The sequence below is a fragment of the Thermostichus vulcanus str. 'Rupite' genome (assembly GCF_022848905.1).
GTDB lineage: Bacteria > Cyanobacteriota > Cyanobacteriia > Thermostichales > Thermostichaceae > Thermostichus > Thermostichus vulcanus_A.
In genome coordinates this window covers 1-26,826 of record NZ_JAFIRA010000034.1, presented here as the reverse complement: position 1 = coordinate 26,826, position 26,826 = coordinate 1, and the positions used below count along the sequence as shown (strand labels likewise).

The window sequence follows — 26,826 nt, the reverse complement described above, 5'->3', positions numbered from 1 at the left end:
GATCGGCCAAAGCTTCGGAGAAGCGCCTTCCGGTAAATGAACAATGGGATCCCAGCTGGGTAGATTCCAGGGGATCCCTAGAACAGTTGGCTCGGTTACCTCCGGTTACTTTAGGTAGGGATCCAGCAGCACTGTCCAGCTGTTGTACTTTTGTTCATATTCATAGGGACACTGGGTGGCGCGTTCTTCCGGCAAACCATCCTCGCCGACCAAATCCGCGAATTGTTCTGGGTTGCTGCCGTAGATCAGACAGGCCATACTGTAAAACCGCTGGGCGCTGAGAGCATGCTCTCCCCAGTAGGCTAGGTTCCCCACTTCTGCCTCTTGAGCCGCATCAAAGGCGAATTGAGCCATGCCAACAATGGCGGCCCATTCTCCTTCCGAGCCGTATTCCAGCAAAGATAAAACGGCAAACTCATCTACTACATCCTCTTCCCGCCCGGTGATCGGCAGTTCATACTGATCCACCAGGGCGTGGCCTAGCTCATGAAAAAAAGTAAACAGGCCCGAATCGATCACCTGAGCTTCCAGATCTTCTGGGGACATGTTCTCATCCGCAAAAAGGGCGGCATAGTAGGCGATTAGCTCGTAGCACATTGAGATCTGCACAACCTCAGGATCGTAAAAGGCGTTAACTGTGCCACACTCGGTGAAAACCACCTGGATATCTTGAGGGAAAGCAAACTCTTCATTTAGGCCAGCAATCAACTCATCAAAGGTGCCATTGCTTTCCAGGATCAGGCGCACTGCCTCCAGTTCGACATCCTCAGTTGCTTCGTAGGTGAGAACCAGATCTCCTTCGTCCTCGATGGTCTGCGCCAAACTCAAGGACGGGATCCCGACCCAAGTCAGCGTACCTGCCAAAACCCCGCCAACCATTCGACTGAGCCAGCTCCGCATAACTCCTCTTTGAGTCAGATCCTGGGGAGAGTATAGCATTTTACTCGTCTTGATGAATCTGAGGACTTCAGTAAGGACAATTCAAGCTCTCCATTCAAATTTCAAATTCTGTTGAGCTTCTCATCTTGATTGCTTCAACCTCTTTTTAGGAGGCTGCCGATAGGGTTAAAACGCACAGTTGGCGGAAGCAAAACGCTGTTTTATCCACCCTGATCCACCAACACTCTCACTCCCAGCGATCTTCCACCCGATCCGACCATAGTCCCCACCACCAGTCTCCCAGCCTCACCCAGCCGGTGCGTTCTCGCCCCCAAGAATCCCGTACCCGCACATAAAACACCCACTGATAGCGAGAAGTGGTCCAAAAAAAAGGCCCCCGCCGCCAGTACCGTACCTCTTGGCTCAGGATCTGATAGCCATGTTCTGCTGCCCATCGCTGAAGCAATTCTTGGCTCCGCTTCTGCTGCCAAAAAATACTCCAAATCGCGAAGCTGATCGCAGCCAGCACCAACAGCAGCAAAGCGAGATCAGACATGAAAAGGAAGCGGGGGTGCAAAAGAAGCCGCTATTGCCGATGTTAAGGGGCTCATCCAGGGAGTGGATCCCTTGGCTGCAAAAGTTAACTGACTGGGTTGACACTCCCCCGGTTAGAAACCGGGGGATTCTCCCTTCTAGCTCCCCACAGCTTGAAGCTGTGGAGGATTCATGGAGTTCAGGGGATTGCCAACTACCCCATCCCCTGAGCCGACCCTACCTATTACGGGCAGGGCTTCTTTTAGACTCAGAGGACACGAAAACCCGTCCCACTGGGCAATGTTCATTGCGGCATTCCAGTCGGCATCACAGCAATACCCGTCCTGCCCGGTGAACAAATGCCCACTCCTTTTCCCAATCAATCCTGTCCTGTGGTCGGTTTTGGATGTGTAGGCAGCAGGACGTTTATGCAGCGTCCTACCCGCCATCTCCAGCTTGTAGGCAACCTTCCACTCCAGGTCGTAGTACGACCAGGTATGGCGCGATTTCCCGGCATCCGAACGCGCCTTCTGGCTCTGTCTGGATTGGCGGATACCCGATAGGTCTTCCATCCACACATCCGCATTTACCGCATTGGCAAACCGTACAATGCGACGGCTAACGGTGTGGTTGACCGCCCTCATCCAACGGGCTTCTTTGCGCTCCAGTCGCTTGAGTGCTCGGTATTTACCCGCCTGCTGCAACTGGGCGCGACGCTTCTGGAAACGACGACGACGATAGGCTACCTCTCCACCCCCAAAAAACACCGCCCGACCCCAACGGGTGGCCGCCACTGCCAAACGGTTCTGCCCACGGTCAACACCCAGTCGCTCCGTACTCTTCACTTCGGGAACTTCCCAAGTGATAGACAGAACAGCATACCAAACCCCACGTATTTGCATCAGCTTCAAGGTTCCCCGTTCACAATCCTGTTCGGCCAGGATGCGCTCAAGACGCTCGGCATAGTAGGAACTGCCAACCTCAAGGGGAACCCGCTTGTCACCCTGAATTGTGGGGAAACTCACTGAGTAGGTGCTACCTACTTTGTGCAGCTTCCAGTTTTGGTTGTTGACCTCTGGCCAGAACACTTTGAAGTGTTTGACCCGCCTACCCGCCTTCCCTTTGAGGATGCGAATCACCTGGTTGGAGAGGGCCGACTTGAGTGGTGTCACCACTTTGGCGGTTGTTAATGCTTTTCGTTCCTTCGGACTGATGCGGAGCAGTTCGTTTGCCAGTGCGGTTGTCGCACAAACCGTCTGGTCGAACATCTCTGCTTTGACCGCATTGAGGCCAAGAAACTTGAGCTTGAGTGTCGTGGTGACCCGTTTCATGGGGACTATTGTATGTACTATTTCTGTTGCTGAATAAATTCAGCCTGTGCGCTTATATCCCCCGGTTGGAAACCGGGGGCTTTACGCTGCTCTTCGTAAGGGATCCCTGGTCAACCGCATCAGGCTGTATGATTGTGCTATGCACGGGGCGGAGCGCCACCGAGGTGTCTTGGTCAGCATCTATCAGGATCTATTCGAGAATGGCCGAATCGAAACTGCGGCAACTGCTGCACAATCTGGATACCGAACTGCAAAAAACTCCTGGCCTGGATGAGAAGCAGCGACAACAGATCGCCTCCATCCGCCAAGAAGTAGCAGCTGTACTGGCTGAAATGGGATCCCCGGCCCAAAGCAAAGACCGCATCGGAGAAGCCGTGGGTTTATTTGAAACCTCTCACCCCCAGCTCACTCTGATTTTGGAGCAGGTGATTGATACCCTGGCAGGCATGGGTTTGTAACTCACCCTATTTAGCCTTCAAGGCTGACCCAAGGCTTATCGGAAAAGGGCAAACCGAAAGAAGTTGAAATAGAGTCAAAATAGTTAATGCACAGCCAGAGTCAGGATCGATTAGATCGGGTGGAGCAGTTACTGGTCAGAGTAGCCGAACAAACTGCTGCCAACACCCAAGGACTGAGAGAGCTACAGCAGGTCATCCGGGACAGCCGCGCTGAATTCGCTGAACAAGCTGCCGCCAACGCCCAAGGAATCCGTGAGCTACAGCAGGTCATCCGGGACAGCCGCGCTGAATTCGCTGAACAAGCTGCCGCCAACGCCCAAGGACTGAGAGATCTACAGCAGGTCGTCAGCGAGACTCGCTCTGACCTCGCCCACTTTGTCGAATGGGCCGAGGAAGTCACCCAGATGATAGTCAGGATCACAGTCCTTCAGGAAAGGCAGGAGCGAGCTTTAGAAGAGATGCGCCAGTATCGGGTCGAAGCGGATCAGAGGTTCTACGTCTTGCTTGAGGAGGTGCGCTACCTGATTCGCCGACAAGATCAGCCGCAGGAGCCACCATCCAATTCAGATTGAAGTTGCATCGGGAATTTACGAATTCCTCAGCAGGATTGAAGTTCTAATCCTCATCCACTTCCCACTCCAGCAGGTGGGCATAGGGAGCAACCAAGCTGGGGGAATAAAAGGCAATGGCGCGGAGGGCATGCCAGTCTTCTAAACAGCCAAAGACGGTTGGATAATCGTTTCGCTCCAACCGTTCTGCAATGGCTGCCACATCAGATTCGGTAAACTGGCGGGGATCCACTCCCTTGACTGGAGCTTCGATTTTGTTGGATCGAGCAGACATAGGCAGCCTGAACACGCTACAAGCCGATCTTAGCCTCTTCGCTCCGAAGCCCCTCGCCGGAAAGGCGGATTTGTACAGGTTCTACATACGACCTGCCCAGACCCCCTGCCCGGATTGTCTTGCCTAGCGCAAGATTTCAAAATCCAAAACCGGCTCCGTTTGGGTGACACGGTAGTAGCCCGCCTGGGTACGAACCGAAGCTTGATAGGGGCTAGGCAAATCCAGCGACCGTAAGGGCGGAGCACTGGTGCGCTGATCCAAGAGGGTGGTAAAGTAGGCGTTGGTTTGTCGGGCCTGGGAACGCACCACCTCTTCGGGGTAGACAACTGGATCCACATCCTTGCCCGTATCGAACAGAATCGCATCCAGGGCGTTGCCCACTGGATAAGAAGGATAAGCCATTTGGGCGAAAGCAGATCCCAATGGGATCCCGGCAGACACCAGTCCAAGAGCGATTGCCAAAGTAAGACGCATGTGTCGTGATTCCTCTTGCGCGACAGCTCGTTCCTCAACACCAGAAAAAAGGGGATTGGGATATTGCTAATCAGCCCTTATCCCCACAAAACCTACATTTTGACCGGCAGATGAAGCCGATTCTACTCGAAATGTCCAAATTGGCAACGGTTTTAGGCGGATCGGGCTTAACAGCACCCCAACATGACAAAGGATCCCACCGCCGACTAGGATCTGAATGCTCTGCTCGGGATCCCTAGCCTGTGACTGTTCGTGTTCGCATCGCCCCTAGCCCCACCGGGAATTTGCACATTGGCACAGCCCGGACAGCGGTTTTCAATTGGCTGTATGCCCGTAGGCATGGTGGCACCTTTGTTTTACGCATTGAGGATACCGACCGCGAGCGGTCTTTACCCCGCTACACTCGTAACATTTTGGCCGGATTGGCTTGGTTGGGGCTGGACTGGGATGAGGGGCCGATCTACCAATCCAATCGCATCGAACGCTACCGAGAGGTGGTGCAGCAGCTTCTGGAGCAAGGATTGGCCTATCGCTGCTACGTCAGTGAGGCGGAATTGGAGGAAATGCGCACCGCTCAAAAAGCCGCCGGCAAGGCCCCCCGCTACGATAACCGCCATCGCTATCTCACCGAAGAGCAACGACAAGCCTACGAAGCCGAGGGTCGGCAGCCGGTGATCCGCTTCAAAATTGAGGAGCCGCTAGAGGTCTCTTGGGTGGATCTGATTCGTGGCCAAATTACCTGGAATACTCAGGATTTGGGTGGGGATATGGTGATTGCGCGGGCGGATGGCTACCCCCTTTACAATTTGGCGGTGGTGGTGGATGACCTCGACATGGCCATTACCCATGTGATTCGCGGCGAAGATCACATCGGCAATACCCCGAAGCAAATTTTGCTCTACCGAGCCCTCGGCCATGAACCGCCTCAGTTTGCCCACTCGCCTTTGATTCTGAACCCGGAAGGGAAAAAGCTCTCCAAACGGGATGGGGCAACCTCTGTGGCGGAGTTTCAGCAGATGGGCTTTTTGCCGGAAGCGTTGAAAAACTATTTGGCTTTGCTCAGTTGGTCGCCTCCGGATGGGGAGGAGATTTTCTCCTTTGAAAAGGCAGCCACGCTGTTTGACTTTGACCGGGTGACCCGCTCTGCAGCCCGCTTCGACTGGGATAAGCTCAACTGGATCAATAGCCAGTACATCAAACAGCTCTCCCCACCGGAACTCGTGGAGCGGCTTAGCCCCTTTTGGCAAGCGGCGGGGTTGGAGCTGGCAACGGTGCCGGATCCCGCTTGGCTGGAGGATGTGGCCCGTCTGATCGGGGATGGCATTGACCGCTTGACGGATGCTCCCTCCTTGAGTCGCTTTTTGCTGCAGGAATCCCTCAGCTATACCTTGCCGGCGCTAGAACAGTTGCGGATCCCAGGGGTGGCAGAGGCAATGACGGCAATGGCAGAAGCCTTGCAAACCGTTACTTCTGTCAAAGTAACGGTTGAGACCCTGAAGCCTTTGGTGGATCAGGTGGCCAAAACCCAGGGTCTGAAAAAGGGTCTGCTGCTGAAAAGTTTGCGGGCGGCTCTGACAGGAGATTTACAGGGGCCGGATTTGATGGAGTCGTTTGTCCTCCTGCAGCGGCGGGGTTGGGCGTTGGGACGGCTTCAGGCTGTGCAGAAGTTGGTTGCTTGAGCTGGGTTCTGTACTGACATGTCTTCAGTTGCTCTTGCAGGTTTGGATCCCACTTTGTTGGTACAGCTTCAGGCTGCCAACCAAATTGTGCAGGAATTGGTGCTGCTGTCTTCCCAACTGCCTTCTGAAGCTGGGGCGTTGGAGCAGCGCCTTCTGAAACTGGCGGAAACGCTGGTGCAGCAGGTGGTCAGTCGCTTGGGGGCTGCCTCTGCCCGCATTTGGTTTTTCGACCCCCAGCAGGGGTGTTTTCAGTCGGTAGCTCATGCTGGCCTAGCAAGCCCGGCGAAAGAACAAATACAGCGCATTGTTCCAGATGACAGCCCGTTAGGACGGGTGGCTCAGCAGGGATTGCCGCTGTTGAGCAACAATCCGGCCCAAGAACCCTGGATGCCTGCCCCTGAGTGGGTGGAAGCCAATCATTTGCGCAGCTTTGTCGCCTACCCGATCAACCGGGGTGAGGAGCGATTGGGGGCTTTGGGTCTTTTTAGCCATACTCCCTTGGATGCCAATTTCTTGGAGGTGGTGAAGTTCCTCTGTTCCTACACCGCCAGCGCCATCATCAATGCGCAACTGTTGGAGCGCAGCCAGCGGCAGGCCGCCCGTGAGGCCTTGTTAAACCGCATCACCAATACCGTTCACTGCTCTTTGCACTGGGATCAGATCGTGACCACCGCCCTGCAGGCGTTGCAACAAGCGCTCCTGCCGTCTGGGCTGAAAGGGTTGAGTCGTTGCTGTTTTTACAGCCTTAACCCCCATCAACAAACCATTCAGGTGACCCATGAGGCTCATAGTGCTGGCTTAACTGCTTCGCTGGGGCAGATTTATCCCATGCAGGATTTTGGCCCTCTGTGTGAGCCGTTGCGCCAAGGGGAGGTGGTACAACTGGCTCTACCCCAGGAGCCCGGTCAGGATTCCTTACCCCCGCAAGGGTTGAGGGCTTTTCAGGCGTTGGAGGCTCGCTCAGTGGTGTTGATCCCGATTCACTCGGTCGGCTCGGCGGGGGTGGAGTTTTTTGAATCGGGGTCAGGGGATCCCCAGTTGGGGGGGGAGATGCTGCTAAGGGAGAGGTCAACCCCAGAGCCGGAGGGGATGATCGGCTTGCTGGGGGTATACATGACTACGCCCCATACCTGGCAGGCGGAAGAGATCGAGCTGCTGCGTTCGGTGGCCTATCAACTGGCGATTGCCCTCACCCGCTCCAGCCTGTTTGATCAGGCTCATCGGCAAGCGGGACGGCTGGCCCTGTTGCACTCGATCACGGCGGCGATTCGCTCCAGCTTGGAGCCGACCACCCTCTTCCACGCCATTACCCAGCAGATCGGGGCGGCTTTTCAGGCGGATGTGTGTACCCTCGCCCTTTGGCAGCCAGAACAGGAGCTATTGCACCCCGTCGGCATTTATGCACCGCAGCTCACCCCAGCCCAATTGGAAGCACTCTTACCGGGGATGGCTCTGCTGGTGGGATCCCCAGAACATCCTTGGGTAGAGCCTGGGATCCCGCAGGCATTGCCAGAAACCATCAAAGCCAAGTTGCGCCTAGGGGGTAGTTTGCTGGCCCATTTGACGGAGCCTGTCGTTCTGCCGGATCCGAAGATGGTGCAGTGTTTGGCGGATTTGGAGCCTCGTCGCCAGGGCAGTGGGCTGTTGTTGGTGCCCCTCTTCGCGGCAGGAAATCCAGATGGGCAGGAACTGCTGGGGGGTATTGCCCTGATGCGGCATCCCCAGCCGGGATCCCAGCTCCCTCCCCCTTGGCAGGCGGACGACTTGGAATTGGCGGAGGCGGTGGCTGAGCAGGCGGCGATGGCCATTGGTCAGGCGCGACTGTTGAAGCAAACTCAGCACCTCCTAGCACAAACCCGGCAGCAGGCGGAACAGGCTTCATTGCTCAACCGCATGACCGACCGGATTCGACATTCTTTGGATTTGGATGAAATTTTGCAGTCGGCAGTGGAGGAAGTGGGCCAAGCCTTGAAAGCCTGTCGAGCCCAATTTGTCTTTTTCGACCCGGCTCAGGAGACCGGCGTCTTTCGCCATGCCTATGCGCGGCCGGGCATTGATAGCTGGCAAGGCCGCTCCATTCCCATTCGCGACAACCCGATTGCCCCTTACTTGGAAGCACAGTCGGATCCCTTGGAAATTCGCATCTGGTCGGGGCTAGAGAGCTTTGATCTGGAGAGCCGCAGGCGCTTTCAGGAGGCGGGGGTGAGAACGGTGATCTCCGCCAGTCTGCAATTGGGATCCGGCACCTTCGGGGTCCTGAGTGTGCATCGTTGTCATGCGGACTACGGCCAACCTGGGGAGCAGCCTGCCTGTTTGGAGGATTGGTCGCAGGCCGATCAAACGCTGCTGCGCTTGGTGGCGGAGCAACTGATTTTGGCCATTACCCATTCCCGCCTTTACGAAAAAACCCAGCAACAGGCTCGCCGTGAGACCTTACTGAATGAGTTGACCGCCCAAATCCGCACCTCTTTAGAACCGCGCCAGGTGTTGTACTCGATTGTCCGTTCTTTGGAAGCAGCACTGCACTTGAATCGGCAAACCCAAATCGGGTCGGAATCGAGTCAACCGGGATCCCATGATCGCTGTGAGATCATTCTCTACCGCTCCCAGCCCAGTGTGCGGGAGGACTGGATTCACCATTGCCACTCTTTTCTGCGCTGGATGGATACTCGACCCCTGGCGGGCGGGGTGCCTTTTACAGAGGGACTGGCCCAGATGCGGCAGCCGGTGGTTTGGTCGGAGGGGATATTTGTGCGGGGCTTAATGCAGGAGGATGTTCACGAGTCGGGGCCGGGTTCAGTTGCGAACGAAGTGCCGATTCCCTTTCATTCTCTACGGGATCCGAGTGTGGTGCTGCATACTTCACTGCAGGGACAACCGGGGGATCGCTTTTTGGAAGCCCATCTGGAATTTTGCCTGATGCACCCGGAGACCTACGAGCTGTTGCGGCGGGGAGAACCGTTTCTCATCAAAGATGTGCAGCGGGATCCCTTGTTTCCGGATTTGGGAGCAGAGGTAACCGAGCGGCTGCGCCACTTTTTCCAGGTCTTGGCGATTCGCAGCATGGCCTTGATCCCAATTCGGCAAGGGGGAGAGTTGATTGGTACGATTGCTCTGATTGCTGCCCCGCAACCGCGGGAGTTTCGCCCGGAGGAACTGTCTTTGGCCATGGCCGTAGCAGAACAAGCCGGGATCGCCCTCAAGCAAGCGCAACTCTACGAGCAAACCCGCATCTCCGCCCAGCGGGAGAGCCTGTTACGGCAGGTTGCCCAACGCCTGAGTGGTACCTATGACCCCCATCAGGTGGTGCAAATTGCCCTCGAAGGCATGGCGGATGCGCTGCAAATTAACCAGTGTGACTTTATCGCTCTCCAGGATCCCCAGGTTGTTGGGTGGTCTGGTCGCGCGGTGGTACAAGATTCTTCGTCCGCAATGGATCCCTTGCTCAACCTGCCGGCTTCATCCGAACCTCTGAAGATCTTGCAGGAATATCGTCGTCAACCGGGGATCTCCTCCCACTTAGGGCAAGCGGTACCTCCCGATCTCAACTGGCTGCTCCTACTCCATTGCTATAGCAACCGCGACACCCTGCTGATTCCGGATGTGAACCAGTTTCCGTTACCCGCCGAAACCCGACAGAATTTGCTGCAAGCCGGGATCCGCTCTTTGCTGTGTGTGCCGGTGACCACCGATGCTGACCAAATTGCCGGGGTTCTCTGTGCGTTTACTCCACCGGAAGCTGCCGAGGCCGGTGGCACCCTGACCCGCGCGGAAGAGGCCGGGTTTTCCGAAAGTGATACGGATTTGGTCAAGGCGCTGGCGGATATTGCGGCGGTGGCTCTCCAACGGGCCTTGTTTTATGAACGGGTACGGCGTCAAGAAGCAACAGCAGCAGCCTTACGAGGTCTGACGGAGGGGCGGGAGGCGGAAAGCCGTCGCTTGGCAGCCGATTTGCACGACCAAACCCTGGCAGATCTGGGGGCCTTGTCCCGACAAATTCAGGAGCTTTCTGGCGATCCCAGCATTGGACAGTCTGGGCGGGATCAGTTACAAGTCATGAGCGCGCAACTGCGGGAGACGATCGCCGAATTGCGGGGAATTGTAGAAGATTTACAACCCACTGCTATGCGGGCGTTTAACCTTGGCCCAGCCCTGCGCAGTCTCTTGGAACGTGCTGCCCAACGCTCTCCCCATCCCCTTGTCACCCGTTTTGATAATCGGGCCAATGGGTTGCTCGCGCGTCTCAGCACCGCCAGTCAAAGCAGCCTTTTTCGCATTGTGCAGGAAGCCCTGAACAACATCGTCAAACATGCGGGGGCGCAGCGGATTGATGTCACCATCCAGCCAAGGGCTTTGGGAACGGGCATTCCGACAGCAAAAGAGGAGGGTGCCTTACCCTCCTCCACACCTCCGGATCTCTACACGCACTTGGAATTGAAGATCATTGATGATGGCCGGGGCATGCCGCAATTGGACGACGAAACGGATCCCACTGAGCCCCCAAGCCGTGGACATGGATTACTCAACATGCGCTACCGAGCGGAATTGATCGGGGCCACGATTGCTTGGCGAAGCCGCCGCTTTGGCAGTGGCACAGTGGTGGAGTTGCTCGTACCGTTGCCACCCCGCACTTAGAGGATTCAAAGGGATCCAGTCTTGATTGCCCGACAAAGTAGCTGACGTATCATTCCCAATTCCAACATGCTTTATAGTCATCTAAGCTCTGGAGCTCCCAACGGGTCGGAGTCTGAGACCTAAAGAACTAAGACTTAAGAACCGGGAGACCTGCGACCAATGAACATTGGGCTGTGAGGAGAACATCTGTGACCTATCGTGTGACCTTGATCCCTGGAGATGGTATCGGCCCGGAAGTGGCCAAAGCAATGACCACCGTACTGGATGCGACGGGGATCCCGTTTGAATGGATCCCGGTGGATGCGGGAGTGGATGTGATCGAAAAATATGGCACTCCCTTGCCGCCGCAGGTGTTGGAGTCGATTCGGGAAACCAAGCTGGCGATCAAAGGCCCGATTGGTACCCCTGTGGGTACTGGCTTTCGTTCGGTGAATGTGGCCATTCGCAAAGAGCTGGATCTGTACGCCAACCTGCGCCCGGCCAAATCCATGATCGGCGTCAAAAGCCCGTTTCAAAACATTGATTTGGTGGTGGTGCGGGAAAATACCGAGGATCTCTACGCCGGTATCGAGTTTGAGCGCGGCACTCCCGAAGCTATCCAGGCGCGGGAACAGATGATGCAACTGTCTGGCAAATCAATCCGGGAGGGATCCGCGATTGGCATCAAACCGATCTCAGATTTCGGCAGCCGACGTATTGTCAAATTTGCTTTCGACTATGCCCAACAGAATGGCCGCAAAAAAGTAACAGCAGTGCATAAGGCCAACATCATGAAGTTTACCGATGGGTTGTTCCTGGAGGTGGCGCGGGAGGTGGCCAAAGATTACCCCGATATTGAATTCGAAGACCGCATTGTGGACAACATGTGTATGCAGTTGATGCAAAAGCCGGAACTCTACGATGTGCTGGTGCTAACCAATCTCTACGGCGATATCATTTCCGATCTATGCGCGGGGATGATCGGCGGGCTAGGGGTAGCACCGGGGGCAAATATTGGGGATGACATGGCGGTATTTGAGGCCATTCATGGTTCAGCGCCCAAGTATGCCGGACAAAATAAGGTTAACCCGGTGGCGTTGATCCTGTCTGGGGTAATGATGTTGCGCTACCTCGGGGAACGGGAAGTAGCTGAAAGGGTGGAAGCGGCAGTCCAGGCTGTGATTGCGGAAGGCAAGCGGGTCACCTACGATCTGGCCAAAGGGGATCCCGTCGGTACCCAAGAGATGGCGGAAGCGATTGCAGAGCGGCTATAGGTCATTTATTTGATCACATTTTTGATCATTCATTCGTGATTAACGTTCCACTGACTGAAGTCGGTAGCCCATACCATGGATTGTTTCAATCAGATTCTGGGGGGCTCCGGCTTGAGAGAGTTATTTGCGCAAGGATTTAATGTGGGCTTTGATGGTTTCTTCGTTGGGGGGATCGCTGAGAGACCAAAGCCGTTCGAGGAGAAAGGTTCGGCTCAGGACTCGTCGCCCACTTTGCATGAGCAGTTCTAAGAGTTCTAAGTAGTTAGACAAGAAAAGTTATTAAGATGGGGCAGTTGATTTTGTGCGCATCTGTGCCTGCGGCTCATCACATCGAACTGAGTGCCGAAGAAGACCGTCCCTTGATGAGATGAGCTTGGCTGATGGCATTGCCCGTCGCCTCCGGCTCAGAGCTATCACCTTGCGGCTCAATGCCAGTGGTTGGACAACGCCCCAGATTGCTCAACCCCTGCATCAGTGTGAACATACGGTGCGCCAAACCCTGCAACGGTGGGCTCGGTGGGCCGTGGGAAGCAGCAGGGCGTGGGGGCAAGACCAAGTGGCAAAACTCCGATATCAAAGCGGTCGAAACCTGGCTGCAAGAGCAGCGTAGCTACACCAGTGTGCAGTTGTGTGAGCGCTTGGCTACTGAGCGTGGTGTCGTCCTCAGTGGCAAGCAACTCGGACAGATCTACAGATCTTAATAAATTGAAAAGAAGGGCTCTGTTCAGAAGCGCCTGGGGTACCGTCCTGCTGAGCCAAAATCGCTTCAGTTGCAGCAAGCTCAGCAAGCCGACTGGCAATTCCTCAAAGCATGGGCAGTTGCCGGTGTGATTTGTCTGAAGTATTTGGATGAAAGCGGGTTTGAACGCTGTAGTCCACTCAACTACAGCTACGCGAAACGCGGTTCACAAAAACGGACGTTTTTAAGTTTAATCATGTCTAGCTACTTACCGTGCAGAGGATTCATCAAGAATAATCAGCCACAGGATACGCTCACCACTTGCATAGCGGTTGGGTGTAGCTGAGCAAGTACAGACAAGTACAGATATTTAGCGCTGTTCTAAAATCTGAGTGGCCAGCAGCAAATCCAAGGGGGTAGTTAGCTTGAGGTTCGACTCCTCCCCTTCCACAATGTAAACCGGCCAACCCAACTTCTCGAATAGAGCGGCATCGTCGGTGACTTGCCAACCTTGAGTTTGTGCTTCCTGATGGGCCTGCCACAGCAGTGGCAACCGAAAGCCTTGCGGGGTTTGAGCAGCCCACAGTCTGCTGCGCTCTGGGGTGGATTGCACTTGGATCCCGTTGGGGCCAGTTTCTGTGACTTTAATTGTGTCCTTGACGGGGATCGCCGCGATCAACCCATCCACCTGCTGCAGGGCGGCACTACAGCGATCGAATAGTTCGGGAGTGGCCAAGCAGCGCGCCCCATCGTGAATCAGCACCCGTTCCACATTCCCCCGTTGCCAAAGGTGTTGGATGCCGTTGAAAACAGACTCTTGGCGGGTAACACCCCCCTGCACCATCTCCACAGGTGTAGCCAAGGGATCCGCTGCTAACATCGCCTCAATGGCCGGCCAATCGCTGGGTTGTGCCAGGATGCCAATCCATTCAATCGAGCGGGCCCGATCCGCAGCCCGCAACGTCCAGGCCAAAATTGGCCGCCCCAACAGCGGTAGCAACAGCTTGTTCACCGTTGCCCCCATCCGCTTACCGCTACCCGCCGCTGGGATCAAAAGGTGCATGGGGCTGAAAAGATGAAAAAGGACGCGCTGCGCGATCGGATCTCAGTGTACTGTGTCGGGATCCCTTAGGAGTTTTTGGCTTCTACCACCGGAATCGGGCGGGCAAACTGCCGAAACGCCACCCAGCTTGCCCCCAAGCCCAACCCTCCCCAACTGAGGAACAGCCCACTCAAAGGAGCGAACCCCAGTAGGGATCCCATCCCGGCACTGCCCAAGGTCATACCCGAATCAAACCCCATCAAAAAGAGGCTGTACACCCGCCCACGCTGTTCTGGCGGCACAGCTAAGGAGACAATTGCTGACAATACCGGAAACACCGTGCCAAACCCCAAGCTGTAGAGAATTGCCCAACTGCTGAGCCAGCCCGGCTGCCAGACAATGCCCATCAACGCCAAACTGGAACAACAAAAAGCCGTTGTAGACAAAAACCGGTAGGAAACCCGATGCCCCCATTGCCCTAGGGCCCAACGCACAACCACCGCCCCCAAGGCAAATAAGCTGTAAAAATCCCCCGTTTCAGCCACCAACAAAGGCAGGTAAGTGGTCAGGCCCCCGTGCAGTAAGGAGCTAATCAGGAACAAAAAAGTTGCCTCCCGTACTGGAAAATACAGCAGCGCCGACCAAGGGCTAGGGGTTCCATCATGGGGAAAGTCCGACTTTTGGGGAGGGGGTAACCAGGGCAACACAAAGCTGAGCAGGATCCCGAGAATGAGCAGCCAGAGCAGACCGACAATGAACTGTTCAAATCCTCCTGCTTGGTAGAGGCGGGTGCCCAACCACGGCCCAAAGGCAAACCCCAGGGTATTGGCCATAGCCAGGTAGCCCATCATCGCAGCCCGCCGTTCTGGAGGAACCAAGTCTGCCAAAAGGGTTTGGGATCCCGTTGCCACCCCCGCCTGACTGAGGCCATGTAAGATCCGCACCGGTAGCAACCACTCCGGGCTATGGGCCAGCAGGTACAACGGCTGAATCAACAATGCCGCCAATAATCCAAGACACAACAAGGGCTTTCGCCCCCACTTATCTAGGGCTATACCAATCAAAGGCCGCAACATCAACACCCCTGCCGCCATCGCCCCCACCACCAACCCCACCGGAGCCGTGGATCCCCAGCGTTCGGTTAGATAAACCGGCAGAATCGGGAAAAAGGCGGTGGCTTGGGCAAAAAAGGCAAACATGCCCCCACAGAGGCAGAAAATCCACAACCGTTTCACCCAAAGGGGGGGATCCAGATCCTCCAGGCGGCGCTTAGATGGGAAAATCGCCGTTAGGACAAGGGGCAAACTCAACGTCACAAGGGATCCCTTCCAGAACAGGAGCCAAGTCAGCTCGTGCTTACCTATGCTGACATTTCAGAGCCTAACCAACAAGATGCTTTTCACTTAAACCAAGTTTGTCTGAGGGCAGCTTTATCCCAATGGGCTAAATTAGCCGCAGCGTCATAGGTGCTCTCTAGAAATAAGGAGCACCCGGTCAGGATCACGGGCTTCGCGCACAACCTTGTAGAGCAGATTAACTTCACTTCAACCCGATAGATTTCTGGCAGGCTCAGGGGGTATTGTTGGCGCAGCCTGCCGTAGGCATACCCCGTCGTCTGCCTTGCCTCTCATCCCCACCCACAAGGGGAGGCGTTTTTCCCAGCAACCTTTATGGCAATCTTTATAATTTTAAAGTGTTGGAGGTAGGGTGGTTTGGGTTGCTGATATTGAGTGCTTTGGGCTGAGGTTAACGATGTTGCGACTGTACGGGATCCCGACCTCTGGGAATTGCTACAAGGTGGAGTTGCTCCTCAAACAGTTGGGGATCCCTTACGAAGGGATATCGGTCAATTCCAGGCAAGGAGAGAACCGTCTACCGGAGTACTTGGCCAAGAATCCGTTTGGGCAAATCCCGGCCCTAGAACTGGAAAGTGGTGTAGTGCTGGCCGAGTCAGCAGCCATTCTGGTCTACTTGGCAGAAGATACCCCAATGTACGGCCAAACCAAGCTGGAACGAGCCGAGATTTTAAAATGGCTATTCTTTGAGCAAACCCGCATTGCCCGTTATATTGCCACCACCCGGTTTTGGGTGCGTGCCGGTCAAGCTGAAGCGAATGCCAGTCTGATTGAACAAAATCTCAAGTTGGGCACGGATGCTCTGCGCATCATGAACACCCACCTAGAAGGTAAAACCTTTTTTGTGGGTGAGCGGTACACCATTGCCGATGTCGCTCTATTCACCTATACGCATGTGGCAGAGCAGGGCGGGTTCGACCTCAAGCCCTTCCCCAGCATTCAAGCCTGGTGTCAACGGGTGCAAGAAACGGATCAGTTCTTCCCGCTACCTGGAGCGTGACCAACAGCGGGGCACATCGTTGATGCTTGGCAAGTGCAATGTCGTTGCTTAGAGCGCTTAGAGCATACTGCTGAACCCAATGCACAATTATAATAATTGATAATTGGGATCCCTGCTGGGGTCGTTAGTTGCTGGCGCCATCCATCCCTTCGAGCAGTTGACCAAGGTACCAGATGTCGGCTTCGCTAGCCACTTCGCCCTCAGCGAGGAAAGGCGTGCCATCCTGGAAGTTCAATGGCCCCTTGAACAGCTCGATGCTGCCATTCCCTAAGCCAGCGATAAACTCCTCTAACTTGGCCCGCTCCTCGGCTCCCAAAGCATCGCCGATCACAAAGCCAGCAGAAGAGGTATCGGGATTGTTGATATCCGACCAGTCGATCGGGGGACGAACGAATTGGCTCTCAAAGGTGCCAGCCTTGGCAGCTTCGATCAGTTCTTTATAGCCGGGCCCCCAGTTGTAATAGGAAACCCCTAAGCAAATGTCGGGGGCAAAGTCGCATCCTGTTGCCAAACCGTAGCCAGTGTAGCGTACCCGTTGTCCAGCCTCGGCAGCCCGCTTCCCTTGTACCGCCGCTTCTGGAGTATCCAGCGCCGACATGACCACATCAAAGCCGCCATTATAAAAATCATCCGCGACTTTGGTCGGATCTAAGGTGACACCGGGAATATTGAACCAAAAACCAATCCAGGTGACGCGGAACTCCAGCTCTTCAGGGCGATCCCGATAGGTATCCCAACAATACTTGGCTCCCAGGTAGGCTGCAGCCGCATAACGGCGGGTTTCATCGTTGATCAAGGGCCCCAGCATGCCGATTTTGCCGGTTTCGGATCCCAGGGCTGCGGCACATCCAGCCACCATGCGCATTTCTTCCATCTGGGGCATGATGTTGGCCAAGTTGGGCTGCTCGATGTAATTCTTTCCTTCCGGCCAGGCCATATCTCCGGAGGCGTGAATGACCGCAATTTCAGGATGCCGACGGGCGGTTTCAACCGCATCATCTTTGTGATCATCTGAGGTGAAGATGATTACCCTAGCCCCTTGGGCGATCATGTCATCAGCCACTTGTGAGGCCCGCACATTCGGTCGATCCGCCGGGTTGACTTTGTCCAGATAATCGAATTCCACACCGGGCAACTGGGCCTTGACGTATTCGCTACCCTGTACGTGAGCCTGGCTCCAACCTCCATCCTGCATCGGCCCCACCAGCACCATACCCACCTTGAAGGGATCCTGTGCCGAAGTGGGTGTAGCCCCCATCAAAGCAGCTACCGACAGGCCAACAGCCAGACTTTTCAGCGGAGAAACGGTACGGGTAAGGTTCCAGTTCACAAGCAGCTCCGACAATACAGCAGGGCAGGGATCTAAGCAGGGACTCAATTAGAAATCCCAAGTTCCATCATGGGGATCCTACCCCAGAGCATTGTATCGAGTGCTACCAAAAATGGGTGCTGGACAAAGGGAAAAAAGGGGAAAGATTCTAACGGTAGTTGAGGGAGATATCAGTTTCTGCCTCAAGGCTCGGAGCCACCGGTAACTCTACCCAAAAGCTGACCCAGCCATCCTTGCTTTTGACGGTTATTTTGCCCTGCATGGAGTCCACCAATTTTTTGACCAAGGCTAGCCCTAAGCCTGTCCCCCCTTGTTTCCAGGGATCCGCCTGGGGCACCCGATAGAACGAATTAAACAAATAGGGCAGTTCCATTGGGGGAATGTTTCCGGTGTTGCGCACCTGCAGTACTAAGTGGTAGGGGCTGTTTTCGCCAATGGGTCTGGGATTTAGGGTGGCTTCTACCTGGATTTGACCAGGGCGATCTCCATGCTTACAGGCATTGACGATCAGCTCCCGCAGAATGCGCTCTAAGCCGGTGGCATCCAATCGCAGTGGCGGAAAGAAAGAGCGAATCTGCAAGCTCAGAGACTGTTGAGCAGCCAGTGCCTGTTCCTGCAGCAGTTGCACCCAAGCGGTTAGGCACTGCGAGAAATTCAAGTCTTCTGGGTTTTTGGAATAGGAATTCGTCTCCAGCTCTTGTAGCATGAGCAGATCTTCCACCAGCTCGATCTCCCGTTGGCATTCTTGACGAAGCAAGCTCAGATACTGCTGTTGCTTGTCAGAAAGGGAAAACTGCCCCAGAGACAACTGCAACAGCTCCACCGAAAGGCGAATGCTGGTGAGGGGAGTGCGTAACTCATGGGAAAGGGTACTCAAGAAGTCATCTTTCAGGAGGTTCAGCCGCTCCAGCTCATCCACCTGTTTTTGCAACCGTTCGTTTAGCTGATGGACTTGTGCTTCGGCGGCTTGTCGCTCCTGGATTTCCTGAGACAAGGCTTGGTTTATTGCTGCCAAAGCAGAAGGACTCGGCAAACTCAAGGCTTTCGGGATGATCGGGATCAATTCAACAGCCGTATAAAGAGAAACGAGAGCTGTCAACGCTTTCAGCCAGCCAGAGATCCAATAGGCGGGGTGCCACAGCGTCCATACCCCCATCAGGTGGGTCAGGCCACAGGAGATGATGAACAGGCTAAACAAAGCAAAGACCCGCTTGAAGGGAACATCCTGCCGCTGCCGAATGAAGTAGATGAGCAACAGTGGAATCGAAAAATAAGCCAGGCTGATCAGGCTATCGGCGATGGCATGTAGCCAAAGCAAATCTTGCTCCCATAGGTAGCACTGGCCATGGGGCATGAATCCTTGCGGGGAGAACCACTCACGCAGCCAATTGCTCACGTTACAAAAACCTGTTTTGAAAAAGGCTCAGGATGTGGGATGCGCCATCCTAGCTTTCCACAGGGAAAAAACTGGGGAAACCGAGAATATATAGAGATTCAACAATTTCTTGGAATCACATCTAGGTAAAGATACATCGATTCAACCGTGTTTCTACGGGATCCCCTCCCCCGGCATACTCCGCTAGGCCCGCGTGCCAAGTGGGGTGGGGCGAAGCTCCAACCAGGGCTATGTCAACGCTCCTTCAATTCTCGTTGGATATCCCGCTGGGTTTGCCGGTCTTTGATCGCTTGCCGTTTATCGTGTAATTTTTTACCGCGAGCCACCCCGAGATGAGCCTTGATCCAGCCCCGATTCAGCACCAACTTCAGGGGGATCACCGTCAGCCCTTTTTGCTCCACCAAGCCCATCATGCGGTTGATCTCTTTGCGATGCAGCAGCAGCTTGCGCCGCCGGGTGGGATCATGGTTAAACACCTTGCTGGCGGTGCCGTGGGGGGAAATGTGCAAATTGTGCAGCCAGGCTTCTCCATCCCGAAACAGAGCAAAGGCATCCTGCAGGTTGGCCTTCCCCGCCCGGATGGATTTCACCTCCGTTCCGGTCAGCTGGATCCCGGCTTCGTAGGTCTCCAAAATTTCGTACTCAAACCGGGCACGGCGGTTATCCACAATCGTTTTAACATTCGGATCAACGGCCATAGGCTTGGACTAGGAATGAACTCCATTGGGAGAGAGGGAACTTGTAAACACTTCCATCTTGGCCTAGCGAGGTGATGGGGATCCCTCTAACTTCTGCACAGCCCGCCCCACCGAACGCTCGGATTTTCCCCGCCAACGAAAGCGAATCGGGGTACCCGTAAAGTCAAGGTTTTGCCGAAAATGCTTCTCCATGAAGCGTCGGTAATTATCTTTAAACAGATCCGGGTCATTGACAAATAAGACAAAGGTCGGTGGCCGATCCGAAACTTGGGTGCCGTAGTAGATTTTTCCTTGTTTGCCTTGGCGATTGGTGGGTGGGGATTGCCAGGAAAGGGCATCTTGGAGCACTTCGTTCACCACGGCAGTAGAGATGCGTTTACGATGGGCGGCGACAACAGTATCCACCTGTTCAAAGATTTTCTGGGTGCGTTGCCCAGTCAGGGCGCTGACAAAGAGGAGTGGTGCCCATTCCAAAAAGTAGAGCTTGGCGCGGATGTCGCAGGTGAATTCGTTGAGGGTGTAGGTGTCTTTGTCTTCGACGGCATCCCATTTGTTGACCACGATCACACAGGCGCGGCCCTCTTCTTCGATACGGCTGGCCAGCTTTTGATCCTGCTCCGTCACCCCATCCAGGGCATCGATCACCAGCAACACGACATCTGAGCGTTGAATGGCTTTGAAGGCGCGGTTGATGCTAAAAAACTCCACCCCATAATCGACTCGGTTTTTCTTGCGGATCCCGGCGGTATCGATCAACCGGTAGGGCCGTCCCTCCCACTCGATCACCGTATCGATGGCATCGCGGGTGGTGCCGGAAATGGGGCTGACGATGGCCCGTTCGGATCCCACCAAACGATTCAGTAGGCTGGATTTGCCAACATTGGGCCGCCCCACCACAGAGATGGCAATCGGTTCTTGCTCGGCGGTGTCTGGAACTGACTCTGGCAGATGCGGCAACACCGCTTCCAGCACTTCTGCCACGCCATTGCCATGAATGCCGGAACAGGGGATCGGCTCCCCCAGTCCCAGCTCCCAAAAGGCGGCTGCCTGGGCCAGTCCCATTTGCCCCGATTCGCATTTGTTCACGGCCACCACCACTGGCAGGGGTTGTTTGCGCAGCCAACTGGCCACTTCTACATCGGCAGGAAGCAACCCCTCCATGCCATCCACCACCAAGATCACGGCTTGGGCCTCGGCTAGTGCTGCCATCGCTTGCTGACGAATATGGGGCAAAAATTCACTATCATCCCCAAAAATCAGGCCGCCAGTATCCACCACCCGCAACCGACGCCCATTCCACTCCACCTCCTGGTACAGACGATCCCGTGTCACTCCCGGCTCGTCATGCACAATGGCCGAACGGGTCCCTGCCATGCGATTGACGAGGGTGGATTTGCCCACATTCGGGCGACCAACAATAGCCACAAGCGGTAACGGCACCGTCCAACCTGTTGAAAATCGGGATATTTATCCTAACTGTTTGGGATCCCAAATGCCCAAACCAAACCATTGCTTTGGATCCGGCTCTGGCGGTAAGTTGGGTAGTTAACCCCAAGTGACGGCTGCACCGGATCCCTCAGTCCCCCAGTATTTTTTTTTTATGAACCGTGCCCTCATCCCTGCCCAACGGCTGAATAAACTGCCCGCCTATGTCTTTGCCCGTTTGGATGAGCTAAAGGCCCGCGCCCGCCAGCAGGGATTGGACTTGATTGATTTGGGGATGGGGAATCCCGACGGTCCTACCCCTCAGCCGGTGGTGGAGGCAGCCCAAGCGGCGATTGCGGATCCCGCTCATCATGGTTACCCGCCCTTTGAAGGCACGGCCAGTTTCCGTCAGGCGATTACGGATTGGTACTACCGCCGCTATGGGGTGGAGCTAGATGCCAATGGGGAAGCCTTGCCCCTACTGGGATCCAAAGAAGGACTCACCCATCTGGCTTTGGCCTATGTGGATCCGGGAGATTTGGTGTTGGTGCCTAGCCCCGCCTATCCGGCTCATTTCCGTGGCCCGATGATTGCCGGTGGACAAATTTACCCAATGATGATGCGGGCCGAAAACGGGTGGCTGATCGATTTGGAGGAAATTCCCGCAGAAGTGGCCCAGCAGGCGCGGGTGCTCTATTTCAATTACCCAAACAACCCGACGGCGGCGGTTGCACCCCGCTCTTTTTTCGAGGCGGTGGTGGAATTTGCCCGCCGCTACGATCTGATTCTGGTGCACGATCTCTGTTATGCAGAGCTGGCTTTCGATGGCTACCAGCCCACCAGCTTGCTCCAGATCCCTGGTGCTAAAGAGCTGGCGGTGGAGTTTCACACCCTCTCCAAAACCTACAACATGGCCGGGTGGCGGGTGGGATTTGTGGTGGGCAACCGCCAAATTATCCAAAGCCTGCGTACCCTGAAAACCAACCTGGATTACGGCATTTTCGCTGCCATTCAGAAGGCTGCTGAAACGGCTCTGCGCCTGCCGGATAGCTACCTACACCAAGTGCAAGAACGTTACCGAACCCGCCGCGACTATCTGATTGGCCGGTTGGCGGAATTGGGCTGGCGGCTCTCTCCTCCTCAGGCGACGATGTACCTCTGGATCCCGACCCCTCGCACGGCCAGTGGTGGGGCAGAAGGTTCGACGGAATTTGCCTTGCGGGTTTTGGAATCGACGGGGGTTGTGGTGACTCCAGGCAATGCTTTTGGGGAAGGGGGCGAAGGCTATGTGCGGATTAGTTTGATTGCCGATTGTGAGCGCATGGGGCAGGCGATGGATCGCTGGAGAGAGGCCGGGATCCGCTATAGCTAAGCGACAATACAAGGGATCCCAGCAGCTTCCATCTCTTTGACTCGTTCTGGAGGGATCCCGGCATCGGTAATGACGGCTTTAAGTTGCGTCAGTTGCCCAACCACCCAAAAATCAGAACGTTGGAACTTACTGTGATCCACGAGCAAATAGGCCTCCCGACAGTTGCGGATGGAGGCTTGTTCGAGGGCTACTTCATCCATGGCGCTGGTAAAAAATAGCCCATCCTGGGTGGAAATACTGCTACAGCTTAAAAAGACCTTATCAGCTCGAATCGAGTTGAGGGATTGTAAGGCCAAAGGGCCTGCCAATTGTTTTAAGTCAGGATTGAGGATCCCTCCAGTTAAGATTACTTCTACCTGGGGAGAGCCGAGCAATTCTTCCATGCTCAAGATGCTGTTGGTGGCGATGGTCAGGCTGCCATAACTGCGCAACATTCGCGCCAGCAAAGCAACTGTTGTACCACTGTGCAAAATTAATTTGTCCCCCTCGGAAATCAATCCCAGCGCCACCTTGGCAATGGCTACCTTTGCCTCCACATTGTGGCGAACCCGAGTTTCCCAGGAGTAGAGGTCGTCTAGAAGTTGGGCGGTCAGAAGAGTTGCCCCTCCATGTCGCCGTTGCAGTAAGCCCCGTTTTTCCAACTCCATCAAATCCCGTCGCACGGTCATCTCTGAAACTTTAAGAGTAATAGCAGTATCAGAAACACTGATGGATCCTTTTTTTTGGATCTGATCAAGGATATATTGCTGACGTTCAGCGGCAGAGAGTTTGGCTAGCATTGATCAGTGGGGTTAAAACAGAATTAAAGGAAAATTAAAACCAGAAGTTTTTTATGGCTATTTGAGGCCCGAGCGAGCAAAGCTCTGTACAAATTGTCGCTGTAAAACCATGAAAAGCAAGAGTAGGGGCAAAATTACCCAAACGGTCGCTGCTGCCAATTGTGGCCATTGGATCCCACCTTCAGTAGCAGCCAAAATGGAGAGACGAACACTGAGGGGACTAGCTTTGTCAGCAGTGACCAACAGAGGAAACAAGAAGTCGTTCCAGTGATAAACGATTGAAGCCAAAGAAAAAGCCACCAAACCCGGGATCCCCATCGGCAGGTAAACATAGAGTAAAACCTGTAGAAAGTTAGCCCCATCTATGCGGGCGGATTCTTCTAGCTCAATCGGTACGCTTCGAAAGGTTTGTCGCATCAAAAAGGTACCAAAGGCGGAGCCAAAATAAGGTACCATCACTGCCCAAACGGTGTCATAAAGACCAAGGGAGCGAATGATAAAAAAATTTGGGATAATCAATGCCGTAATCGGGATCATGATCTGAACTAGGCTCAGTAGAAACCAACCCTCGCGGCCCCAAAACCGTAGTCGAGCAAAAGCATACCCTGCCAACGTAATCGTGACCAACTGCACCGCTAGGGTTCCAAACACGATGATTACGGTATTGGTATAGCTAGGGGCGATGGTTCGCCAAGCCTGCTCATAATTTTGCCAGGTGAAGCTCCCTGCATACAGGCTGGATCCCCGCCCCAAAGGCACCGCCTCTGGACGCAACGAAATGGCCACCACCCAGACCAGAGGTACCAACCAAAGCCCCATCAGTCCCCAGGTGGCCAGTGTTGCCAGTCGGTTTTGGATCCCACGCATTGATATTTCAACTCCCTTGAATTCGTATCCTTGCATTCTCAGTCCACCTTTGTTTGTCCAGCTTCCGCCAGTCCATAGGCCAGTAAAGTTAAAAACAAGACCATCAACACCAGCAGGATACTTTGGGCATTGGCTAAATCGTAATCCCCGTTGCTGAAGGCAATACGAACGTTGAACAGCAGCAAATTGGTGGCATGATTGGGGCCGCCATCTTTGGTTAGAACCGCTATTTGATCGTAGGTTTGAAAGGCGGCTGCCAGAGCAATCACTGTGACAAAAAAGATAGTGTTACGCATCAAGGGCAGAGTTAGGTAGCAAAACCGTTGCCAACGATTGGCCCCATCCAGTTGGCCTGCTTCCATCACCTCTGTGGGTAGGCTTTGTAACCCCGCCAAAAAAAAGATCAAATAGTAGCTGGTGGATTTCCAAATGCTCATCACCATCACGGCCCACAAAGCCCACTGGGGCGTACCCAACCAATTTTGCCGGGGTAGCCCTAGCCAACTCACCAAGTCATTGGCCAGACCAAAGTTGCGATTGTAGATGAACAACCAAATGGTACCCGCCCCCACCATCGGCAGTACAGTCGGGTAGAAAAAGCCCAGCCGTAGCAGCCCTAGGCCAGCCATCTGCTGATTGAGCAATAGGGCCAGCCCAAAGGCCAGAGCCAGGCTGATCGGTACCGTTACCCCAATGAAGAGGCCCGTATTCTGTAGCACTTTTTGGAATACCGGATCGGCAAACAGGGTGCGGTAATTTTCCCAACCCACAAAGGTGCCATTCTCCCCGAAGGGATCCGTCCACTTGTCGATGGTGAGGCTGCTGTACAGAGCCAAACCCAAAGGGAGGAGGGTGAAGAGAACCACCACGACCAGGGTAGGTAAGACCAACAGAAATCCCAGCCAGTGCTGTGTACGAGTGGCTCTCCGTTTTGGCTGATGGCCCATGGATCAGTCCCGGTAACGACTGAGAATGGCATCGGCTTCTGCTTGGGCCCTCTGCATGGCTTGTTCAGGGGTGCTTTCTCCCGTAATGCTGGCTTGGATCCCGGCTTTCACCACGTCGGTAACCCGTAGCAACTCGTGTACAGCCATTTGTTTGGCAGCTACGTTCAACTGTTCAAAGGCTACCGCCGCCCCCGGTGCCCGTTGCAGATACTCTTGGAAGATCGGATGCTCATAGGCTGATCGGGTAACGGGCAAGTAGCCTGTGCCCGCAGACCAGGTGGCCATTTGTTCTGGCTCCAGCAAGAAGCGAATAAAGCGCCAAGAGGCATTCTGTTCTTCCGGGCTGCTTTGTTTGAAAATGGCGAGGTTGCCGCCGCCGGTGATCACCCCGTACTTTTGGCCGCCGGGGATAAAGGCCACCCCTACTTCAAATTTCCCTTCGGTTTGCTTGAGGATGCTGGTTTGGCTGCCGATGGTGTGATAAACCATGGCGGCTTTGCCACTGGTGAACTCGGCAGGAATTTGGGCCCATGGGATCAACCCACCCGGCATCACCTGATAATCTTCCGCCAAGGCACGCAGGTGTTGCAGCACACCAATGGTGGCGGGATGGTCGAAAAAGACTCGGTTGGCATCCGTCTCGTTCACCCAAGGCTGCCCATTGCCCACCGCCATCGCTTGGATCACCCAAGCATCGATATCAGAAGGGATCTGGATCCCCCAGGTGGTGACATTGCCACTGCTATCCCGTTGGGTCAGTTTTTGAGCATACTCAATCACTTCTGCCCAGTTGGTGGGGGGCGACTCCGGATCCAGCCCTGCTGCCCGGAACATATCCTTGTTGTAGTACATCACCGGCGTACTGCGTTGAAAGGGAATGCTCCAGGTTTGGCCCCGGAAGCGGGTGTTGAGCATGAAGGCGGGCACGAGATCGGCTTCGAAGTCGGATCCCTCCGCTTGGATTCGCTCATCCAACGGCACAATGGCATCCAAATCCACGTACATCACCGTGTGCTGGTTGCCGATAATTGCCAGATCGGGCAGCTCTCCGCCAGCCCGTAGCTGCGTTTGAATGCGATTGGTGGTTTCGTCGTAACTTCCAGAATAGACGGGTGTGATTCGAACATCGGGGTTTTTGGCGGTAAAGTCGCTCACCAGTTGGTCAAACAGCTCCGTAATCGGCCCCGGCACCAGCACCGGATAGTAAAACGTCAGCTCGGTCACCTCTTGGCTGGCAGCAGGTTGGACTTCTCCCAATAAAGACAACCCCAGCAACAGGGCAGGCAGTAGGAAGGACTTGACCTTGGCTTGCGTAGAGGGCCTTTCTACAGGGGTTTGATGCATGCTCATAATCCAGTTCCTCTCAGGCAGGTTGGCTGACCATTCTGGCTGCACGATAAGCGCCTAAGGTTAAGGGCAAACTAAGCAGAGGTAAAATTTTGTTAGAATCTTGTTTAAGAATGATAGAAATATCCTGAATACAGGAAAAAACAAACATTTATCCACCCATTCCGCACGTGACTGTATAGCCGAACACGTTTAAGCACATTGGATTAAGCACATTGGATACAGTCTGTAGGGATTTGGCCCCCTACAGTTGAGGGTCATGCCAATCTTTCGAGGTTGGTCTTTGACCCTTTGCCTTGTGAGGAGTGTTCATTATGAGTTTTGGTCATTCATGGAGATTCCGTTGGAGTGGGGCAACCGGATCCCTGGCCTTGCTGTTACGAAAAGCAGCGTAAAGCCCCCGGTTTCTAACCGGGGGATATAAGCGCACAGGCTGAATTTATTCAGCAACAGAAATAGTACATACAATAGTCCCCATGAAACGGGTCACCACCACACTCAAG

General features: G+C 54.7%; 24 protein-coding genes and 1 pseudogene. 8 read left to right on the top strand and 17 right to left on the bottom strand.

What is annotated here, in order from left to right; genetic code table 11:
• Nucleotides 1-105: 105 nt before the first annotated feature.
• The 3 genes from JX360_RS12325 to JX360_RS12315 all read right to left on the bottom strand — a co-directional run bounded on the left by JX360_RS12325 (nt 106) and on the right by JX360_RS12315 (nt 2,744).
• Nucleotides 106-900, bottom strand: coding sequence for a DUF4344 domain-containing metallopeptidase (locus JX360_RS12325; RefSeq protein WP_244351400.1), 795 nt, complete (start codon nt 898-900; stop codon nt 106-108).
• Between the two features lie 226 nt (nt 901-1,126).
• Nucleotides 1,127-1,435 (bottom strand): hypothetical protein, encoded by a 309-nt coding sequence (locus tag JX360_RS12320; RefSeq protein WP_244351398.1) that lies wholly within the window; start codon nt 1,433-1,435, stop codon nt 1,127-1,129.
• Nucleotides 1,436-1,571: 136 nt separating this feature from the next.
• Nucleotides 1,572-2,744 carry an RNA-guided endonuclease TnpB family protein gene (locus JX360_RS12315; RefSeq protein ID WP_244351396.1) on the bottom strand — a complete coding sequence of 391 codons (1,173 nt, stop codon included), beginning with the start codon at nt 2,742-2,744 and terminating at the stop codon, nt 1,572-1,574.
• Nucleotides 2,745-2,944: 200 nt separating this feature from the next.
• Between JX360_RS12315 and JX360_RS12310 the strand changes: the two genes are divergently transcribed.
• Together JX360_RS12310 and JX360_RS12305 are read left to right on the top strand one after the other, a co-directional pair.
• Complete coding sequence (locus JX360_RS12310) at nt 2,945-3,202, top strand: DUF4404 family protein (protein WP_244351395.1); 258 nt, start codon at nt 2,945-2,947, stop codon at nt 3,200-3,202.
• An 86-nt stretch (nt 3,203-3,288) separates the two neighbouring features.
• Nucleotides 3,289-3,774 carry a hypothetical protein gene (locus JX360_RS12305; RefSeq protein WP_244351394.1) on the top strand — a complete coding sequence of 162 codons (486 nt, stop codon included), beginning with the start codon at nt 3,289-3,291 and terminating at the stop codon, nt 3,772-3,774.
• Between the two features lie 43 nt (nt 3,775-3,817).
• Here JX360_RS12305 and JX360_RS12300 read toward each other — a convergent pair whose 3' ends face one another.
• Together JX360_RS12300 and JX360_RS12295 are read right to left on the bottom strand one after the other, a co-directional pair.
• Entirely contained in the window at nt 3,818-4,045 is a 228-nt protein-coding gene (locus JX360_RS12300) for a DUF2555 domain-containing protein (RefSeq protein ID WP_244351393.1), read from the bottom strand.
• Between the two features lie 123 nt (nt 4,046-4,168).
• Nucleotides 4,169-4,519, bottom strand: a complete 351-nt coding sequence (locus JX360_RS12295; RefSeq protein WP_244351383.1) for a hypothetical protein — start codon at nt 4,517-4,519, stop codon at nt 4,169-4,171.
• A gap of 242 nt (nt 4,520-4,761) precedes the next feature.
• Here JX360_RS12295 and gltX point away from each other — a divergent pair, with 242 nt between their 5' ends.
• The 3 genes from gltX to JX360_RS12280 all read left to right on the top strand — a co-directional run bounded on the left by gltX (nt 4,762) and on the right by JX360_RS12280 (nt 12,086).
• Nucleotides 4,762-6,198, top strand: a complete 1,437-nt coding sequence (gene gltX, locus JX360_RS12290) for a glutamate--tRNA ligase (protein ID WP_244351380.1) — start codon at nt 4,762-4,764, stop codon at nt 6,196-6,198.
• Nucleotides 6,199-6,216: 18 nt separating this feature from the next.
• Nucleotides 6,217-10,833: a GAF domain-containing protein gene (locus JX360_RS12285; protein WP_244351377.1), complete on the top strand. Its 4,617-nt coding sequence runs from the start codon at nt 6,217-6,219 to the stop codon at nt 10,831-10,833.
• A gap of 188 nt (nt 10,834-11,021) precedes the next feature.
• Nucleotides 11,022-12,086, top strand: a complete 1,065-nt coding sequence (locus tag JX360_RS12280; protein ID WP_244351375.1) for an isocitrate/isopropylmalate dehydrogenase family protein — start codon at nt 11,022-11,024, stop codon at nt 12,084-12,086.
• Between the two features lie 39 nt (nt 12,087-12,125).
• On the opposite strand, the pseudogene JX360_RS17985 reads toward JX360_RS12280, so the two are convergent.
• Both JX360_RS17985 and JX360_RS12270 read right to left on the bottom strand, forming a co-directional pair.
• Nucleotides 12,126-12,338: pseudogene (locus JX360_RS17985) on the bottom strand (winged helix-turn-helix domain-containing protein); the annotation flags it as partial.
• 73 nt (nt 12,339-12,411) lie between these two features.
• Nucleotides 12,412-12,570, bottom strand: coding sequence for a hypothetical protein (locus tag JX360_RS12270; protein ID WP_244351363.1), 159 nt, complete (start codon nt 12,568-12,570; stop codon nt 12,412-12,414).
• On the opposite strand from JX360_RS12270, the gene JX360_RS17980 reads away from it, so the two are divergent.
• Nucleotides 12,505-12,696: a hypothetical protein gene (locus JX360_RS17980; RefSeq protein WP_425244399.1), complete on the top strand. Its 192-nt coding sequence runs from the start codon at nt 12,505-12,507 to the stop codon at nt 12,694-12,696. The genes JX360_RS12270 and JX360_RS17980 overlap by 66 nt on opposite strands.
• 439 nt (nt 12,697-13,135) lie before the next feature.
• Here the strand turns inward: JX360_RS17980 and ispD are convergent, their stop codons facing one another.
• Nucleotides 13,136-13,828, bottom strand: a complete 693-nt coding sequence (gene ispD / locus JX360_RS12260) for a 2-C-methyl-D-erythritol 4-phosphate cytidylyltransferase (protein ID WP_244351359.1) — start codon at nt 13,826-13,828, stop codon at nt 13,136-13,138.
• A gap of 65 nt (nt 13,829-13,893) precedes the next feature.
• Nucleotides 13,894-15,123: an MFS transporter gene (locus JX360_RS12255; RefSeq protein WP_244351357.1), complete on the bottom strand. Its 1,230-nt coding sequence runs from the start codon at nt 15,121-15,123 to the stop codon at nt 13,894-13,896.
• A 436-nt stretch (nt 15,124-15,559) separates the two neighbouring features.
• On the opposite strand from JX360_RS12255, the gene JX360_RS12250 reads away from it, so the two are divergent.
• A complete protein-coding gene (locus JX360_RS12250; protein WP_279611474.1) occupies nt 15,560-16,162 on the top strand; it encodes a glutathione S-transferase family protein in 603 nt (200 codons plus the stop codon).
• Between the two features lie 124 nt (nt 16,163-16,286).
• On the opposite strand, the gene JX360_RS12245 is transcribed toward JX360_RS12250, so the two are convergent.
• The 4 genes from JX360_RS12245 to der form a co-directional block, all read right to left on the bottom strand.
• The gene (locus JX360_RS12245; protein WP_244351353.1) at nt 16,287-17,492 is read right to left on the bottom strand and encodes a BMP family lipoprotein; all 1,206 of its coding nucleotides are present in this window, start codon (nt 17,490-17,492) and stop codon (nt 16,287-16,289) included.
• Between the two features lie 148 nt (nt 17,493-17,640).
• Nucleotides 17,641-18,888, bottom strand: coding sequence for a sensor histidine kinase (locus JX360_RS12240; RefSeq protein ID WP_244351350.1), 1,248 nt, complete (start codon nt 18,886-18,888; stop codon nt 17,641-17,643).
• A 233-nt stretch (nt 18,889-19,121) separates the two neighbouring features.
• Nucleotides 19,122-19,586 (bottom strand): SsrA-binding protein SmpB, encoded by a 465-nt coding sequence (gene smpB, locus JX360_RS12235; protein ID WP_244351348.1) that lies wholly within the window; start codon nt 19,584-19,586, stop codon nt 19,122-19,124.
• 63 nt (nt 19,587-19,649) lie between these two features.
• The gene (der, locus tag JX360_RS12230) at nt 19,650-21,026 is read right to left on the bottom strand and encodes a ribosome biogenesis GTPase Der (RefSeq protein WP_244351346.1); all 1,377 of its coding nucleotides are present in this window, start codon (nt 21,024-21,026) and stop codon (nt 19,650-19,652) included.
• Between the two features lie 160 nt (nt 21,027-21,186).
• On the opposite strand from der, the gene JX360_RS12225 reads away from it, so the two are divergent.
• Complete coding sequence (locus JX360_RS12225; RefSeq protein WP_244351344.1) at nt 21,187-22,383, top strand: aspartate aminotransferase; 1,197 nt, start codon at nt 21,187-21,189, stop codon at nt 22,381-22,383.
• Here JX360_RS12225 and JX360_RS12220 read toward each other — a convergent pair.
• The 4 genes from JX360_RS12220 to JX360_RS12205 are packed head-to-tail and all read right to left on the bottom strand — an operon-like array spanning nt 22,380 to nt 26,326.
• Nucleotides 22,380-23,162 (bottom strand): DeoR/GlpR family DNA-binding transcription regulator, encoded by a 783-nt coding sequence (locus JX360_RS12220; RefSeq protein WP_244351342.1) that lies wholly within the window; start codon nt 23,160-23,162, stop codon nt 22,380-22,382. The two genes, JX360_RS12225 and JX360_RS12220, sit on opposite strands and share 4 nt — an antisense overlap.
• Before the next feature lie 57 nt (nt 23,163-23,219).
• Nucleotides 23,220-24,029 (bottom strand): carbohydrate ABC transporter permease, encoded by an 810-nt coding sequence (locus JX360_RS12215; RefSeq protein WP_244351340.1) that lies wholly within the window; start codon nt 24,027-24,029, stop codon nt 23,220-23,222.
• Between the two features lie 38 nt (nt 24,030-24,067).
• A complete protein-coding gene (locus JX360_RS12210) occupies nt 24,068-24,919 on the bottom strand; it encodes a carbohydrate ABC transporter permease (protein WP_244351337.1) in 852 nt (283 codons plus the stop codon).
• A 60-nt stretch (nt 24,920-24,979) separates the two neighbouring features.
• Nucleotides 24,980-26,326, bottom strand: coding sequence for an ABC transporter substrate-binding protein (locus JX360_RS12205; RefSeq protein WP_244351334.1), 1,347 nt, complete (start codon nt 26,324-26,326; stop codon nt 24,980-24,982).
• Nucleotides 26,327-26,826: the final 500 nt, after the last annotated feature.

Coding starts and splice junctions, on each gene's coding strand:
- JX360_RS12325 (WP_244351400.1), bottom strand. CDS start 900: ATGCGGAGCTGGCTCAGTCGAATGGTTGGCGGGGTTTTGGCAGGTACG.
- JX360_RS12320 (WP_244351398.1), bottom strand. CDS start 1,435: ATGTCTGATCTCGCTTTGCTGCTGTTGGTGCTGGCTGCGATCAGCTTC.
- JX360_RS12315 (WP_244351396.1), bottom strand. CDS start 2,744: ATGAAACGGGTCACCACGACACTCAAGCTCAAGTTTCTTGGCCTCAAT.
- JX360_RS12310 (WP_244351395.1), top strand. CDS start 2,945: ATGGCCGAATCGAAACTGCGGCAACTGCTGCACAATCTGGATACCGAA.
- JX360_RS12305 (WP_244351394.1), top strand. CDS start 3,289: ATGCACAGCCAGAGTCAGGATCGATTAGATCGGGTGGAGCAGTTACTG.
- JX360_RS12300 (WP_244351393.1), bottom strand. CDS start 4,045: ATGTCTGCTCGATCCAACAAAATCGAAGCTCCAGTCAAGGGAGTGGAT.
- JX360_RS12295 (WP_244351383.1), bottom strand. CDS start 4,519: ATGCGTCTTACTTTGGCAATCGCTCTTGGACTGGTGTCTGCCGGGATC.
- JX360_RS12285 (WP_244351377.1), top strand. CDS start 6,217: ATGTCTTCAGTTGCTCTTGCAGGTTTGGATCCCACTTTGTTGGTACAG.
- JX360_RS12270 (WP_244351363.1), bottom strand. CDS start 12,570: ATGTTCACACTGATGCAGGGGTTGAGCAATCTGGGGCGTTGTCCAACC.
- ispD (WP_244351359.1), bottom strand. CDS start 13,828: ATGCACCTTTTGATCCCAGCGGCGGGTAGCGGTAAGCGGATGGGGGCA.
- JX360_RS12250 (WP_279611474.1), top strand. CDS start 15,560: ATGTTGCGACTGTACGGGATCCCGACCTCTGGGAATTGCTACAAGGTG.
- smpB (WP_244351348.1), bottom strand. CDS start 19,586: ATGGCCGTTGATCCGAATGTTAAAACGATTGTGGATAACCGCCGTGCC.
- JX360_RS12225 (WP_244351344.1), top strand. CDS start 21,187: ATGAACCGTGCCCTCATCCCTGCCCAACGGCTGAATAAACTGCCCGCC.
- JX360_RS12220 (WP_244351342.1), bottom strand. CDS start 23,162: ATGCTAGCCAAACTCTCTGCCGCTGAACGTCAGCAATATATCCTTGAT.
- JX360_RS12215 (WP_244351340.1), bottom strand. CDS start 24,029: ATGCGTGGGATCCAAAACCGACTGGCAACACTGGCCACCTGGGGACTG.
- JX360_RS12205 (WP_244351334.1), bottom strand. CDS start 26,326: ATGAGCATGCATCAAACCCCTGTAGAAAGGCCCTCTACGCAAGCCAAG.